This window comes from Bradyrhizobium oligotrophicum S58, assembly GCF_000344805.1.
GTDB classification, from domain to species: Bacteria; Pseudomonadota; Alphaproteobacteria; order Rhizobiales; family Xanthobacteraceae; genus Bradyrhizobium; species Bradyrhizobium oligotrophicum.
This window is the reverse complement of the sequence record NC_020453.1, coordinates 950,494-965,852: the sequence shown is the minus strand read 5'-3', so window position 1 is coordinate 965,852 and position 15,359 is coordinate 950,494. Positions and strand designations below refer to the sequence as shown.

General features: G+C 58.8%; 13 protein-coding genes. 8 read left to right on the top strand and 5 right to left on the bottom strand.

The window, feature by feature from the left end; genetic code table 11:
- Window positions 1-960 precede the first annotated feature (960 nt).
- From S58_RS04285 to S58_RS36135, 3 genes are all read left to right on the top strand, one after another.
- The gene (locus S58_RS04285) at window positions 961-1,824 is read left to right on the top strand and encodes an ABC transporter permease (protein WP_042338703.1); all 864 of its coding nucleotides are present in this window, start codon (window positions 961-963) and stop codon (window positions 1,822-1,824) included.
- Between the two features lie 150 nt (window positions 1,825-1,974).
- Entirely contained in the window at window positions 1,975-2,700 is a 726-nt protein-coding gene (locus tag S58_RS04280) for an O-methyltransferase (protein ID WP_015664010.1), read from the top strand.
- Window positions 2,679-3,677, top strand: a complete 999-nt coding sequence (locus S58_RS36135) for an FkbM family methyltransferase (protein ID WP_015664009.1) — start codon at window positions 2,679-2,681, stop codon at window positions 3,675-3,677. The genes S58_RS04280 and S58_RS36135 overlap by 22 nt, the downstream gene beginning before the upstream one ends.
- Here S58_RS36135 and S58_RS04270 read toward each other — a convergent pair whose 3' ends face one another.
- From S58_RS04270 to S58_RS04250, 5 genes are all read right to left on the bottom strand, one after another.
- Window positions 3,678-4,628, bottom strand: a complete 951-nt coding sequence (locus tag S58_RS04270) for a glycosyltransferase (RefSeq protein ID WP_015664008.1) — start codon at window positions 4,626-4,628, stop codon at window positions 3,678-3,680.
- 159 nt (window positions 4,629-4,787) lie between these two features.
- Entirely contained in the window at window positions 4,788-5,603 is an 816-nt protein-coding gene (locus tag S58_RS04265; RefSeq protein WP_015664007.1) for a class I SAM-dependent methyltransferase, read from the bottom strand.
- Window positions 5,600-6,226 (bottom strand): acyltransferase, encoded by a 627-nt coding sequence (locus tag S58_RS38775; protein ID WP_015664006.1) that lies wholly within the window; start codon window positions 6,224-6,226, stop codon window positions 5,600-5,602. The genes S58_RS04265 and S58_RS38775 overlap by 4 nt, the downstream gene beginning before the upstream one ends.
- An 8-nt stretch (window positions 6,227-6,234) precedes the next feature.
- Window positions 6,235-7,083 (bottom strand): DUF268 domain-containing protein, encoded by an 849-nt coding sequence (locus S58_RS04255; RefSeq protein WP_015664005.1) that lies wholly within the window; start codon window positions 7,081-7,083, stop codon window positions 6,235-6,237.
- A complete protein-coding gene (locus S58_RS04250) occupies window positions 7,071-8,465 on the bottom strand; it encodes a glycosyltransferase (protein ID WP_015664004.1) in 1,395 nt (464 codons plus the stop codon). The genes S58_RS04255 and S58_RS04250 overlap by 13 nt, the downstream gene beginning before the upstream one ends.
- A 268-nt stretch (window positions 8,466-8,733) precedes the next feature.
- Here S58_RS04250 and S58_RS04245 point away from each other — a divergent pair, with 268 nt between their 5' ends.
- The 5 genes from S58_RS04245 (at window position 8,734) to asnB (ending at window position 15,320) form a co-directional block, all read left to right on the top strand.
- Window positions 8,734-9,696 (top strand): NAD-dependent epimerase/dehydratase family protein, encoded by a 963-nt coding sequence (locus S58_RS04245; RefSeq protein ID WP_015664003.1) that lies wholly within the window; start codon window positions 8,734-8,736, stop codon window positions 9,694-9,696.
- 123 nt (window positions 9,697-9,819) lie between these two features.
- Window positions 9,820-11,100, top strand: coding sequence for an ABC transporter ATP-binding protein (locus S58_RS04240; protein WP_015664002.1), 1,281 nt, complete (start codon window positions 9,820-9,822; stop codon window positions 11,098-11,100).
- Complete coding sequence (locus S58_RS04235) at window positions 11,097-12,143, top strand: radical SAM protein (protein ID WP_083938484.1); 1,047 nt, start codon at window positions 11,097-11,099, stop codon at window positions 12,141-12,143. The genes S58_RS04240 and S58_RS04235 overlap by 4 nt, the downstream gene beginning before the upstream one ends.
- A 27-nt stretch (window positions 12,144-12,170) precedes the next feature.
- Complete coding sequence (locus S58_RS04230; RefSeq protein WP_015664000.1) at window positions 12,171-13,415, top strand: glycosyltransferase family 4 protein; 1,245 nt, start codon at window positions 12,171-12,173, stop codon at window positions 13,413-13,415.
- Between the two features lie 87 nt (window positions 13,416-13,502).
- Window positions 13,503-15,320 carry an asparagine synthase (glutamine-hydrolyzing) gene (asnB, locus tag S58_RS04225; protein ID WP_015663999.1) on the top strand — a complete coding sequence of 606 codons (1,818 nt, stop codon included), beginning with the start codon at window positions 13,503-13,505 and terminating at the stop codon, window positions 15,318-15,320.
- The last annotated feature ends 39 nt before the right edge of the window (window positions 15,321-15,359 follow it).

Sequence of the window (15,359 nt, the reverse complement as noted above, 5' to 3'; positions counted from 1 at the left end):
AGCTGAAATCAATTTCTGCAGGGACTGGGCATGTCACCAAGCCGCCGCCCCCTGCCATGCCGCATTCACCCCTGGTCTGCTCCTCGCAGACTCTCGGCTGCTCGAACCAACTCGGCAGGCGAAGGATCAACTCACCATGTCGCACCGTCATGCCGCCCGGATCGGTCGGCTCCGTGCGCCGAGGTCCATGGTAGATCGCAGCAATTTGCCCGTTTACGACAATGCAACCAGTCGGAATCACCACCATGCCAGCGGTAACTGGAAGAGCGGGAGCGTTCTGCGCGGCGCTAAGGTGGTGTACGTGACTAGCGCTTCGTGGTGCCGCCGCAGCCCCCCTCAATCAAGAGCTTACTCTCCGGGAAATCAAAATCTCCAATTGCAAATGCGGGATGGACGACCTAGCGTTCTAGCCGGTATTTCGATAAGGTCGACCGTACGACCCGAAGCTGTTGCCCTCGGGCTGCGCTGCACCAGACGTCATTCATGTATCCAACGGCGGCGTCCAGCCAATCTCGCCGCAAACCGCTCGCCCGTTGGCCCATGGGGTATCTCCAGGCGCGGCGACGCCCCATAAAGGCTGGAGACGCGAAGCCCGCCTCAAAGGGCCCGATAGCGCACCGGGCTGCTGCTGCATCGACCCGGCCGTGCCTCAGGGAGTGATTGCGAATTCCACTTGCTCAAAGCGTCCTCGTGTGTGACACGGACCCAAAGGTGCGGCGCTCAGCGCCGTCGGCTGGCTATCGCGGTGGTGGGGCAATTGTCGCGATGTCGAGAAAACCTTCAAAGATCCACTGACGTGGAGGACAGCGTTTCAGAAGGCACGTCCGGCTTTACACCCGCATGCACAGGAAGCCTCGATCGATAGCGCGGGATCTCAGCGAATTCCGCCTCTCGTAAATCGACGACGAGGCAGCCAGCGAATCACAATTTGACCACACGAGAGAAGCCCGCGAGGTGGCGATGATCAAGTCTGACCGCCAGGACATAATTACAATTTATGAGGCAACACAGCGGAGCGGTGGACTAACGTCGAGCCTGCGCCAAGCCTACTTCGATCTATCGAACTCTCGCCACGTGATAACTCGCCTTTTCTGGCGCGACTTCATCGCTCAATTCCGACAGAAAATTCTCGGGTATTTCTGGGCTCTTCTCAATCCGATCCTGGGGATCGTCAGCTTCCTGTTTCTTTATTCCATTGGCGTTCTCAAGCCAGGCCAAGGAGAGATCCCATACCCTCTTTATGTTCTCGTCGGCACCACCATCTGGGCATGTCTACCGGGCGCAATGGGAGCGGTCAGCAGTGGGCTACAGTCGCAGGCTGATCTCATTCTGCGAACCAAGATTCCAAAGCTGGCACTGGCCATGAGCTCGCTGGCAGGCGTTTTCTATTCCATCGCCATCAGCATGATCACGATGATGGCGGTATTCTTGATCATGGGTCGGTGGCCCAGCCTCTGGATACTCGCCTATCCATTGCTGGTTCTGCCCATGGTACTGCTCGGGACGGCTATTGGCTTGATGCTCGCAGTGCTCGGCACAATTGCGCGCGACCTTACGCCGCTCGCCACGCAAGGGCTCTCTCTGCTGATGTACTTGACGCCTGCAGTATACTTGCACTCGAGCATCGAGAGCCCAACCATACAGTTTCTGATCAAGTGCAATCCGTTGACATACCTCATCGATGTTCCTCGTGCGCTGATCTGCCTCGACCAAGCCAACGACATTCCGGTGTTTTTGGTCGTGATCGTCGCGACCGTGATTCTGGTCATCGTTGGGCTGAAGATCTTCTACCTGCTCGAGGACCTCGTAGCGGAGCGGCTGTAGCTGAGCCGACGACAGGCAGCGACAGCAAATTGAACAGAACAAGACCTCCCGTTAGGCAATGTTGCGGCCCGAGTCCCAATTCACGTGCGAGCCCATCCACCGAGCAACTCGCTTGGCGGACGCCGGCCAGCTCGCAGGAGTATGCTCGAGATGAGATGGCTCAAAGATCGGATCAACGCCTATGTCCAGAGGACGGTCGCGAACGCATTGGCGCATGCCACCCCCAAGCCTGAGCCGAAGGCATTCGAGCCTGCTCTCGACATCCTCGTGAACAAGTACGGCTATGGACGAACGCTCGAGCTGAAACTGCCGGTCGCCGTGGATGGGAAACCTGTTCCCTGGTACACATATCCCGCACTGGAATACTTCGAGCAGCTCGACGCCAGAGGATTACGAATCTTCGAGTTTGGTTGCGGCCACTCGTCCCTGTTTTGGGCGAATAAGGGAGCCAAGGTGACCGCCGTCGAGCATGATCCGGCCTGGTTTGAGAAGATGCTGCATCGGTCAAGTCGACTGGAAAAGCTCATTCTCCGGGAGGGGGTCACGGAATATGCTGGGGCCATATCCGAAATCGGAGGAGAATTTGATGTCATCATCATCGACGGGGTCTGGCGCAATCAATGCGCGCGGGCAGCCTTGCCTCACCTGGGTGCGGGCGGCTGCATCGTGCTCGACAATTCAGACTGGTACACCGACGTAGCAGAGTTCTTTCGTGGTGAAGGTTTCCTTCAGGTGGATTTCAGCGGATTTGGCCCAATCAACATCTATTGCTGGACAACATCGCTGCTGGTGCGATCGGATAGTATTCTCAACGGCCGGCTCAATCATCCGCGACCAGTCGGAGGCATTGAAGCATGCAGGGGCAGCAACTGGTGACGGCGCTTAGCTTTCGATTGTCGAGCATCGCGCGATCGCTGATTCAGTTCGTCGGACGCCGAATAGCCCCCGAGCACCGCGCCAGATTGGCGGTCCAGCTCGCCAGGATCGGCGCTCATATGGATATCGACTCCTGCTTACAAATCCTCGAAAAAGCACTCAGCGAACAGAAGCTTGATGCGAGCCAGCTCGGGCGGCTGCTTTCGGCGGCTTTTTCTGCTGCTGATGCCGACCACTTGCCGCTCGATTTGAGGAAGCAATTATTGACGCGGGCCTGTGCGGGCCTGGACCCGGCCGACATTCCTGACGCTCTGCTCGAGCATTTCTCTGCACTCGGCGGAAGCAGCCACCACTATAGCCAGGAGGGAGAGGATATCCTGCTCAAGCGGCTGTTCGGTGATCGTCGCTCCGGCTTCTATGTCGACATCGGCGCTCATCACGCCACCAGGTTCTCCAATACGTTTGCGCTCTACCGTCGTGGATGGCGCGGCATCAATGTCGACGCAACACCCGGGAGCATGAGCTCGTTCGGCCTGCTCCGGCCCCGAGACGTCAACCTCGAACTCGCGGTGTCGGACCAAACAGACCCCCTGCGGATGCACCTCTTTCGCGAGGGCGCCCTCAACACGACCAACGCAGAGCTCGCCGACAGCTACGTCGCGGCTGGATGGGACAAGACTGGCGAAATCGAGCTTCGCCCGAAGACGCTCGCAAGTATCATGGACGAGTTCGTGCCTCCCGGAATCAACGTCGATCTCCTCAGCGTCGATGTGGAGGGCGCAGAACTGGCCGTCTTGCGTTCGGGCAATTGGGACGTTTACGCGCCCGCCGTGATCATCATCGAAGCGCTGTCGACACCGTTCGCCGAAATGCACCAGGATCCCGCTCTCAGATATCTTCTCGCTAGGAATTACGAAGTTCGGTTTCGGCTCTTCAATTCGGTCATCCTGGCTCGCGCAGGCGCAGATTTCTCCTGATCAGCGGCGGCCGGCCCAACGCTTCAAAGCCCCTCGCAGTCGCGTTGCGAGGCCGCCACGATCAACGGCTGGAGAGACACCTGCCCGCAGCCAAAGACAGACCTCGTTGAATGCTGCCATGTCCGGCTCAACCCGATCGGGCATTCGCAGCGTCGCCGGCAAGATGGCCCGACTGAATTGAGCTGGAGCCTCGAGCTGGAAGGGGAGGTTACCCGCACAATGAACGCCGGAATTATCGAATCCGCCGTTCCATATCAGGCTCGTACGCGGGTAGAGAACCTGCGCGCCCGCCTTGGCGACGGCATACCACCACAGAATGCCCCAAGAGTCATTTTTGCCGGCAATGCGATCGGACAGCATCGCTTCATAATCCGCTGCACCATTGAGGCTGAAGCGGCTGCGGAACCCGGCATCGCGGGCAAGTTCATCGAGCATACCGTCCGTCTGCCAATCAAATAGCGACCATGCCCGCGCCCATGTCGCCCACCCCCAAGTCGTCGTCAGCGGCATGAAGAAGGCATCTCCGGCTACTTGGGCCGTACCTTTGAGGTGGCAACCGGAGATCTGCGCAACACCGGAGGCATCAGCATAACGGTCCAGCCCTTCGAGCATGAAGCGGACAAAATCGGGAGCTGCAACGAGGTCGTCCTCAAGGACAATCACCCGGCCGTAAGCGCGCGTGAGCTCGTCGACCGCACCGGCTATCGAGCGAGCAAGACCGAAGTTCTCTGGGCGCACGACGATCTCGGCGCCGTTCGTCACGGCCCAGTCTGCAACTAACCGACGCGTCGCCTCGACCGCATCGGCGTGCTCAGGCCGCTTCGGGGCGTCCGAATAGATGATGATCTTGACGTCCTCTAAGCGCGCATTCCGAAGCAGCGCATCGAGCGCGCGTCGCGTGTGCAGCGGGCGGTTGTACGTGAAAAGGGCAAGCGGCACGCGGTCAGTCACGAGAGGACCTCGCGATCACGACACCACGACCTGCTGCGCGACGGGCAGACCCGGAATAGGCTGGTTGAATCATCCACGCCCGCGACTCTCCGTATCCGTTGCGGAGAGAGCTTTCTGCAAATGTTCGACAATGATCTCTTCACAATTCATGCCCTGGCATCAGCTTGCAGGCTTGCGCGCTCTGAATGTGTAAAGACGCCCTGGATCGTCAAGCTGGTTACCGTACCATGACATCAGCCAAGGACGAACAAGCACCGATGGCAATCTGAGCCGCTTGGCGACAAGTTTCCGGTGGTCACTCAAGGTCATTGGAAACAGATTGATATCCGACTGAAGTGGATTCAACGATTGCTCGAGAGCAAGGCCTGCCTCGGTAATCGCGGCGTGATAATCCGCAAGCAAATAGGCGTGCTCACCGCCATAATGCTTGTGAAGCGGATGCGACGCCAAGAATGCCGGCAGATCCTCTCGTCGTGAGATCACGTGCTCGCGCGTGGCAAGTAAAATTCCACCCGGCTTCAGAACTCGACTAATCTCGGCACAGAGCTGCCCCAGGTCACGCGCATGGTGCAGCACCTGACGGCAGAGTACGACATCGAAGCTACTGCTATCGAATGGCAGGGTCTCACCCCACTCCTGCACAACGTCGATCGGCAATCCACTCTCGCCCGCGAGCGCCCGGATCGCCCCGCCCCCCACCAGCGCGCTCGGGTCAGGCTCCAACGCCGTCACTTGCCAGCCATCAGCCGCGAGCGCGTAGCTCGCGATGCCCCTGCCCGCCCCGACATCCAAGGCGCGCCCTGGTGGGCTCGTCAGCAATGATCGCGTCGCAATCCACTCGGAGCTGGCGTGAAATCGCTGCGCAGCCGCCAACAGCGGGTCATCGAAGAAACACGCCTTCACAAGACTGGCCTGGTCAGGCTGGTTGCGCAACCAGGAGACCGCCTGCTCCCAGCTCATCGCGCCATCGGTCATTTTACTGCTTCCATATCGAGTTCGCGAATGACCTTGGCCGGATTGCCCGCCGCAATCACCATCGGCGGAACGTTCTTGGTGACGACGCTGCCCGCTCCAATGACGGCGCCCCGGCCGATTCGCACGCCTCGCAGCACCACGCAATGGCAACTGATCAACGCATCGTCCTCAATGATGACAGGTTGCTCGTCTAGGTCGATTTTGCGTGGATGACCAGCGGTAATGATATCGCGGAACTGCTGATGCCGCTCGCTCGCATCCAACGGGTGGGTCAGATTATCCATAATTGTGCACATATGCGAGATCAGAACGCGGTTGCCGATGCTGATCTCGCTCGCGGACCAGATTCTGGTCTGCTCGCCAACATAACAATACTCGCCAAGGCGAATACGTCCGCCGTGTCCGAACAACAACAACTCGCCACGGACGTGCGTGTGAGCGCCAATCCGCAGCGCCTCTGGCGGGTGCCCGTGCGTATGCAGACTGGCCGTCGGATAGAAAACGGCGGTCTGGTCGATATCTGCCAGAGCGCGATCAATCCTTCCGTCCGCCGACGGCAAATGCCGCGGCCGAACGAGCCGAGCAAGTAGTCCTTCGGCAAATGCACGAACACGGCGCGTCACGGAAGGCGCTACTTCGTCAGCTCAAGACACACGACAGCCCGGGAGGCCGCCGCGTAATCATCATCATAAGTGTTTTGCTTATGTATGTCGAAATACGTTGCGTCCTTTGCGCTCTCCCGGTCGCCAACGGTCCATCCTTCCGCCTTGTAACGATAGATGGTCTCGATGCCCGATTGCGGCGCGAATCGCTCGACGAGCCGGTCGACCATCTCGGCGTCAAAAATCTGGAACCAACCGTGGTTGGCTCGTCGGCCGAATGGCATGCTCAGAAAGAGCACCCCACCTGGCTTCAACATTCGGCGCAATTCCATCAGACAAGAGACGTAGCCATCGGTATCCGTCTCGTTCTTTGTGCCGTCGCTCGTGTAGAGCATCGTGTTGTCCAGGCCAACGTGCTCGATCGTCGAGATGCAGGCAATCCAATCGAAATACGCGTCCCGAAAACAGCTTTCGCGAAGATCTTCGTAAACGTAGGACACGCCCCACTGCCACGCCGACCACTGCTCCGGCGCCAAAGTCGAGACGGTGCAGGTCTTTTCGCGCAGCTTCGGATGACCGAGCACATGCGCGTGGTTGAGGGTAGACCCCGCGTCGAGCAACCGCCCCTTTCCGGCTGGAAGGCGCGCCATGAACCATGGATACTCGACGATACGTTCATCGAGGCGCCAACCAAAACCGTCCGGGAGTTTGTAGGGATCGTAGGCGGGATCGTTGATTGCGGCGGTTACCGACTTGATCTTATGCGTATCGTAACCCGGCTTCCAAGGTGGGTTTCCGTCCGCGAGAAATCGTTTGTAATTTGATTCCGCGAGCGGCGCCTTGAGGCGCCCTTTGATGTACTGTTTCAATGATTGCATGATGCTTGCCCTGGGTCTGCCGCGCTATCATCACCCAGCCGTATATGCGCTTGGCGTGCCCTCTTGTAGGAAACAAGGGCCCTATATTGCAACAGGCTCGGCCCTCGGCACGCGCGCAGCAGATCGTTCAGTTGCGCAGCATCTGACCGGCCTGCCCATTGCAGCGTGCCGAAGCAATACCAGTCAGGCGGCAACCGCAGGATCAATACGCCATCGCGCACAAGCCGCGACACATCCAACCCTTTGGCGGCGGCCTCATCGCTTTGGAAGGGGCGTGGAGCAAACGTCATCAGCGCAACGAGCTTCACCGCATGCGGCCAGTGCGCGAACTCGAGCGCAGCATCCGGCTCGTTAATCAAGCGTACAACGGCTCGTATGACTCTCCTGACGAGACGCGCGCCCTTATACGGCGGTAGAAAAAAAATGCCGAGTTCCGTGCGCAAAAGCAATTTTGCGGCCGCCTGCGCCACCAAAAGGCGATGCAACCGCGGGCGCAGCGGCGCGGGCGCATGTCGGGAGACGAAGCGCCAATGATCGCCGAGATTGGTCATCGACCTGCGGTCGAAGATTTCGCGCCAGGCTTGCCGCAAGGTCAACTGGGCTTGCGGTACGATACCGGTCTCCTCGATATGAGCCAGAATCATCGTGTCGTAACACACAAGCAGCTTGAAACCAGCAGACTTGATCCGGCAAAAGAAGTCGTAATCTGAAATATAATGTGGAAAGGTCCGATCGTCGATGTTGCCGACCGCTCTTATCATCTTGATCGGAATCAAGGTACCTCGGCCCGGAAGCGTGTCGACGTCTTCACAATGCCGCTCGCCTGAGGCGATCTCTGTTTTGATGGGGAAATCGTAGCGCTCCCAATCAATCATCTCGCCGGCATCGAGGACCCTCGTCGGATCGCGACTGTCAACGACCTTTGCGCCAACGGCCGCGTCATGGGTCCGCGACCAGGCAACCAGCGTTTCGATGTAGTTTTCAGGGACTCTCGTGTCATTGTTCAGCAAAAGAACGAAGTCATCCGTCGCAGCTTTGGCCAGTATCCGCTCAATGGCCAGCGCACAAGAGCCGGCCCACCAACGCTCCTTCCCATCGTAGATCACCTCCACGTCCGGATAGAGTCGAGCGAGCTTGTCTCGCGTGCCGTCGGTCGATCCGCCGTCCGATACGTTGATCGTCAAATGTCGATAGGTCTGACGGCGCAGATCTTCGACGCACTGCTGCGTGAACTGCCAACGATTAAAGACGGGAATAACGACATGAACGCACCCTTTGGTTGCATGATCGATCGAAACCGGATTGTCAGTGCCGCCGCACGCATCTTCAGATCCGATCAAGCGCTCCACTACCCCGCTCACAGGCACCTTGAAGGAACTCACCAGCTGTCCTCCTCCGCAATCGGCCTGAAGGCATGGATATCGTTGGAAACAATCCTCAGACGGTGTATACCTCCACGACCGGCATGTTTGCAAGTTGGCGCATCCACACGTGAAAGTAGAAAATGCCCTCCGCGTCCACGGGTTTCGCCGTCACACAAGCGTCCGAGCTGACCCTGCGCCCAGGGGCGCGCGCCCTCTCGTCTTAACCGTGGCGATCAATTCGATAGAGACGATCCCTTTTCGGAACCTCTAAGAGCAATTCTGACGTATGGCACTCGTTTGGATAACCGGCGCCCGTGGCTTCCTGGGCCGACATGTGGCCGCGCGTTTTGCGGCGGGGGGCTGGGATATTGCTGGCATTGGGCTTGGCGGCGCTGCCGATGTCGATATCGCGACACTCCCTCTCGCCAAAGTCTCAGGCAGGGCTGCTTGGATCGAGAAGATCATCGACAACGAAGCGATCAAGGAGCTCCTGAAGCTTGTCGGCCCCCCCGACGTCGTATTCCATGCCGCAGGCAGCGGCGCAATCGGCGCATCGCTTGCGGACCCTTACCGAGACTTCCGTCTCTCGGTAGACAGCACCGCGCTGCTGCTTGATACGTTGCGCAGGTCAGCGCCGGAAGCGGTGTTCGTGCTTCCCTCCAGCGCGGCCGTGTATGGCAGCGCCGCGCCGGGACCGATCGCCGAAGACGCTTCGCTGGCTCCTGTATCGCCCTATGGCGCACACAAGCTCTGTGCCGAATGGCTATGTCGATCGGCGTCACACTCATTCGGCTTGAAAACGGCCGTGATTCGCTATTTCTCTCTGTACGGTCCCGGCTTGCAGAAGCAGCTGCTATGGGACGTCGCAGGAAAACTCTCGCAGGCGTCCGACGAAATTACCCTCTTTGGGACGGGGGCTGAGACCAGGGACATGCTGTACGTGGAGGACGCAGCCGAACTCGGGTTCATCGCGGCCCAGCACGCAACGTCGCAGTGCCTCATCGTCAATGGCGGAACTGGCGTCGCATCCAGTGTTGAATCCATTGCCAGTGAGCTTGCCCGCGCATTGGGAGTCGATTGTCGGATCCGATTCAATGGAAATTCGCGCGTTGGCGATCCGAACCACCTGCAGGCCTCGGCCACACGGTCAAGAAGCCTGGGCTTCGAGCATCGTTGGAGCTTGAGAGATGGGCTTGCCGCCTATGCCGCATGGTGGCGGACGGGCAACAAAGGCGCGAACATCAAGTGAGGGGCTGCCGAACTGGTCGGCTCCGCAGACCGGTCGGCCGGCTGCCCTTTTTGCATTTCGCTTTTATGCCTCCCTCCGGCAGTGTACACCCGCATCCTTACCACCAAAGGTTAGCAGACAGTTGTGAGCGATAAGGACTGGACAGTTCGCGCCGAGAGCGTCTCCAAGAAGTTCGGCCTGTCGCTGCGCCGATCGATGGCACACGGCCTTCGTGACGGCCTCGGTCGGCTTGTTGGCGCCGGCAGCGATTCGAGCCTGTTGCGTGACGGGGAGTTCTGGGCCGTCAAGGACATCAGCTTCACCCTCGAACGCGGCCAGAGCCTTGGCATCATGGGGGTCAACGGCTGTGGAAAGACGACCCTTCTGCGCATCCTGACTGGCATCTACAAGCCGGATGCCGGTCGCGTCATGCTGCGCGGACGTGTTGGCGCATTGATTGCGGCCGGCGCTGGCTTCTCACCGATGCTCACCGGCCGCGAAAACATCTACATAAACGCCGCCCTCCTCGGACTCTCTCCGCGGGAGATCCGCTCCCACATGGATGAGATCGTTGCATTCTCTGAGCTCGAACAATTCATCGACATGCCCGTCAAGCATTATTCGAGCGGCATGCAGGTGCGCCTCGGTTTCGCGGTGGCTGCCGTGAGCGAGCCGGAGGTGCTGCTGGTCGATGAAGTGCTCGCTGTGGGTGACTTGAACTTCCAGAAGAAGTGCTATGATTACCTCTTTGGATTGAAGCGCAAGGGCACGTCGATCGTCCTGGTTTCGCATTCCATTGGAGCGATTTGGGCGGTTTGCGATCGCGGACTGTTCATGGACAAGGGCGAGGTGAAGGTCCTCGGCGAAATCGAGAGGGTGATCCGCGCCTATGACGATCAGAACGCTCGCAACGCCGCCCGTACTCGGGAGAGTGCGCTTCCTGGTCCGGGTGGCGCGAGCGAGCTGATCTCCGGCACCGGCGACGTTGTCTGCGACAATATCAAGATCGTCGCAAAGGACGGCAATGCGGCCAAGAAGGAGCTGCACTTCAAGGAGCCGTTCGACATCGTCATGGATGTGACGGTTCATTCAGCTATCGATGACCTCGTCATCCGCGCCGTGCTCGATGCGGCACATTATAGAAATATCTGCACTATCGACAGTCACGAGCAAGGTCTTCTGGTCGGACGCGTGATGCCAGGTCGCTATAGTCTGAGGATTTCCGTTCCAGCGCAAAATCTGCGGCCGGGAAGTTACGATTTGAACATCGCCGCGATCACGCGCCATGCAGGACTTCATCTCTTTCTCGCGCTCAAGTGTGGAAACGTCGTCGTCCTCAATCCAAGCGACAAGTTCCTCTACTCGGACCCGAATGCCGTCGTTCACTTCGATGCAGATTTTCATCTTGACCAGGTCAGCTCATGAACGAAGCGTTGGACCATTTCGCGCGGGACCACTTTTTCGCACCGACGAGCGCTGAAGCGGCGCGAGAGCTGTTTCGAAGGTCAGTACGCAACGTCGTTGTCGAGATTTCATCACATTGCAATCGGGCATGCTCCTACTGCCCCGTGTCGAAGGTCGATCGTGCCTCGACCAACAAACTGCTGCCTCACGATACCTATGAACTTATCCTGCGCGACCTCGCAGAAATCTCCTATGACGAGGGCTTGTGCTTAAACCTGTATAACGAGCCAACTTCAGACAAGTCGCTGCTGCTCAATCGCATCAGGCGCGCTCGAGAGCTGTTGCCGGCGGCCCGCATATACTTCAGTAGCAACGGAGACTATTTGGATCGCGACTATGTTCGCGAACTGATCTCAGCCGGCCTGTCCGAACTTTACATTTCCATCCATGCCCCGGCCGGCAAGCCGTACGACGACGCCTATGCAGCGACGCGCTTCAACGACCTTTCCCGACGTTTGCAGAAGGCCATAAAGATCGACATCCTCCGTCCCGGAGAGACGATGCAGGGTCATGTCAATATCGAAAAGTTGCCGATCCATGTCTTTGCTACGAACTACTACACGCTGGGATCGAACCGGGCGGAATCCGTCGGACTGAGCTCCGGCGCGTTCAGCCGGTCCGCGCCGTGCTCCCGTCCCTTCAATGACTTTACGGTTTCCTACGACGGCACGCTATTCCCTTGCTGCCAGATGTTCGTCGACTTTGCAGAGCATACCCAACGCTATGCAATTGGAAAATTGACAGATTTTCCAACGATTTTTGCGGCTTATGCCAGCCAGGCGATGGCGGAATGGCGAAAGGAACTGCTTCGCTATGGTCCCAAGCTTTCGCCGTGCGCGACTTGCACGGAGGGACAGCATGAAGGGACGCCGGAACAGATTGCGACACGTGAAAAGGTCTACTCGGAATTTCTTGGGCCAAGCCAGGTGGTTTCCTCGCCTTCCGCTGGCGGGAGCTGGCTCGGCGGGATACGACGGTGGCGCGTTGCCCGGCGATCAAAGTAATTGCCCATTACCGCACCGAGGAATTGAATGATTGGCCAAAGCAGCGGCAAGCGCCCCACCCGGGTGATCGGGCTCGACGTGATCACCGATCCCAAGTGGATGGGCGGCATTATCTATATTCGCAATCTCGTCTACTGTCTTGAAAGCCTGCCAGAAGCGGAGAGACCGGAGGTCAGGCTGCTCGGCGTACCGGACGATGCGATGCCGCTCGCCGTTGAACTGCGCTCTTTTCCGTTCGTCGACCGGAACCGGCGCCCGCGCAGGCATGGCGCGATCGCCCATTTCTGGCGCCGTGTCCATAGGAAGTTTCTGCAAACCTACATTCCTCCAGATCCGGCTTGGCAGAAGCTGGATGCCACCTATCCTACAATTGGCGGCAAGGTGCAGGGCGTTCCGGCGATCCGATGGATACCTGATTTTCAACATGTGCAGCTGCCTCATTTCTTTACTGAGGATGAGCGCGATGCGCGCGACCGTGGCATCGCTTTGATCGCCTCCGAGCCTGGCGTCCTGGTCCTGAGCAGTGAAGTGGCCAAGAGGGACTTTCTCAATCTCTGCCCGAATCCTGAGGTCGAGCCACATGTCTGGCGCTTCTGCTCTGTCATCACGGATCATGAGCGGGGCGGTCGCAATCCACACATGCAATACGGCCTGCCCCGGCGCTACGCCTACATCGCAAATCAATTCTGGGCCCACAAGAACCACCGAGTTGCATTCGAGGCGCTGCGTCGCTTGAAGGCAACGCACCCGGATCTGGTACTCGTCTGCACGGGCCGGGAAGACGACTATCGCGACAAGGAATATGTACCTGAATTACTCGAGTTCATCGCCAAATCCGAGCTTCAAGACAGGATACTGCGATTGGGACTGGTTCCTCGAGCTGACCAGATCGAGATTTTCCGCCACGCTACCCTGGTTCTTCAACCATCCCTCTTCGAGGGCTGGAGTACTGTCGTTGAAGATGCAAAGACGCTGGGACGACCAATCATCGCTTCTGATATTCCCGTGCACCGTGAGCAGCTCGAGAGCGAGCAGGGTCTGCCGGTCAGGTTCTTTCCACCTGACGACGACGCAATTCTGGCGGAAACGCTTTCGAGCGCCTGGCGCGAACTCCCGGACGGTCCCGATCCTGCTTCGGAACGACGTGCTCAGGAGCGAAACCTCCGGCAGCGGCTCTCTGCTGCACGATCCTTTGTGGACCTTGTCGAACGAGCTGTTGCGATCGAAGGGAAGGCCGGCGTGACACGCGGCAAGCCCGCGATCACTGCGTGAACTTTTTACTGGCCGCGCGGAGCGCTGGCGAGACAACCACGTCTGAAGCGAACGATCCTCGGACGGCGGAAATGGGGGACTAAACTCATGTGCGGCATCAGCGGCGTGATCTGCAGTGCTCCACTTCGGCAAAGCGAGCTCGCTCTACTAAGCGAGATCAATGGAGCCCTGTATCATCGCGGCCCGGACTCCGATGGACTGTTCGCATCGACCCACGTGGCGATGGCCATGCGACGCCTGTCGATTATTGATCTGGCAGGAGGAGGACAGCCGCTTTATAACGAGGACCGGTCGGTTGCGATGGTTTGCAACGGCGAAATCTACAATCACCACGAGTTACGCGGCGCGCTTCAGGCTCGCGGCCACGATCTGAGAACCCACTCAGACGTGGAAACGATTGTTCACGGCTACGAGGACAAAGGTGAGGACTGCATCGCAGATTTGCGGGGTATGTTTGCTTTTGCCATCTGGGATGATCGCAAGGGGCGGCTCGTGCTCGGGCGCGACCGCCTAGGCGAAAAGCCGCTCTACATGTTGCGAGACCGGCGAGACGACGGTGCCGAGCGAGTCTGGTGGTGCAGCGAGCTGAAGCCGCTGCTACGGCTCGTGCCAGCAGCGCAACGGCGCATCTCCCCAGTGGCACTGCACGAGTTTCTGACCTTTCAGTACTGCTTGGAGCCGAACTCCCTGATAGAGGGAATTCATCAGTTGCCACCAGGTCATCTGATAACCCTTTCGCCAAAGCAGCTCTCTGCGGAACCGCGCCGCTATTGGAGTATGCTCGACGTCGAGGCTATTCACTGTCCAGATCCCGTTGCGCAGGTGAGAGACCTGCTGGATGCGGCATGCCGGCGGATGGGGAGCGCCGATGTTCCGGTAGGCGTTGCACTTTCGGGTGGGATCGACTCGTCCCTGGTCGCCGCCATTTCGGCGAAACACTATCCCGGCCAGATTCATGCTTTCACGATCGGCTATAGGGGACGACCGCCCACGGACGAACGGCTGATCGCTCAGCGCTTCGCGCGCTCTCTCGGCATCGAATTCACGGAAGTGGAAATTGATGTCGACCAAATGGTCGAGCAATTCCCGCAGCTGGTGCAAGCGATGGACACCCCGATCGCCGACATAGCAGCATATGGGTACTTCGAGGTCTGCCGCGCAGCCCGAGCCGCAAAGGTGCCGGTTCTGCTTTCGGGCATGGGCGGAGACGAGTTTTTTTGGGGGTACGAGTGGGTCCGCAATGCAGCTGTGGAGCATCGTAAGAAGGGCGACAATGGAGGAATCAAAGCATGGGCACGCCGGACGTTCGGACATGGCGTCCCTCGGGAAACCTCCATTCTGGCTCCATTGAAGGAAATCGGCCGGTCAGCCGCGCTATCACGCTCACTTCTCGCCGATCCTGCTTCGGTCGAACCCAATCATTGGCTCGCACGCACTCGGCCGATTGAAGGATATCCCAGCGGTCCAGCCGTGACGGAGGCGCTTTCGAGGACCTGGCTCCTCTGCAACTGCCTCACGCTGCTCGACCGTATGAGCATGGCCCACTCCATCGAAATGCGCGTGCCGTTCCTGGACATCGACCTCATCAACGCGGTATCCGCTATGCGTCATGGCGGCCTTGAGGATTTCGAGAAGCCGCACAAATGGCTCTTGCTGTCATCCTTTGGTCATCTGCTGCCAGATGAAGTAAGCCAGCGACCCAAGCAGGGCTTCACACCTCCAGTCCAACAATGGATGATGAAGCTGATCGAACGACACGGACCGCTTTGGAGAAACGAAAGCATGCTCGTGTCGCACGGCGCCATTGATGGTGATCGTTTGCGCCGAGAGGAACGAAGCTTCCCTATCGACTTTCAATACAAGCTCACACTTGCCGAACTATGGGCACGCGGTGCTCTCGCATGACGTGGCTGGATCCGGTCAAAGCCACAGGCTGCTCTCCGA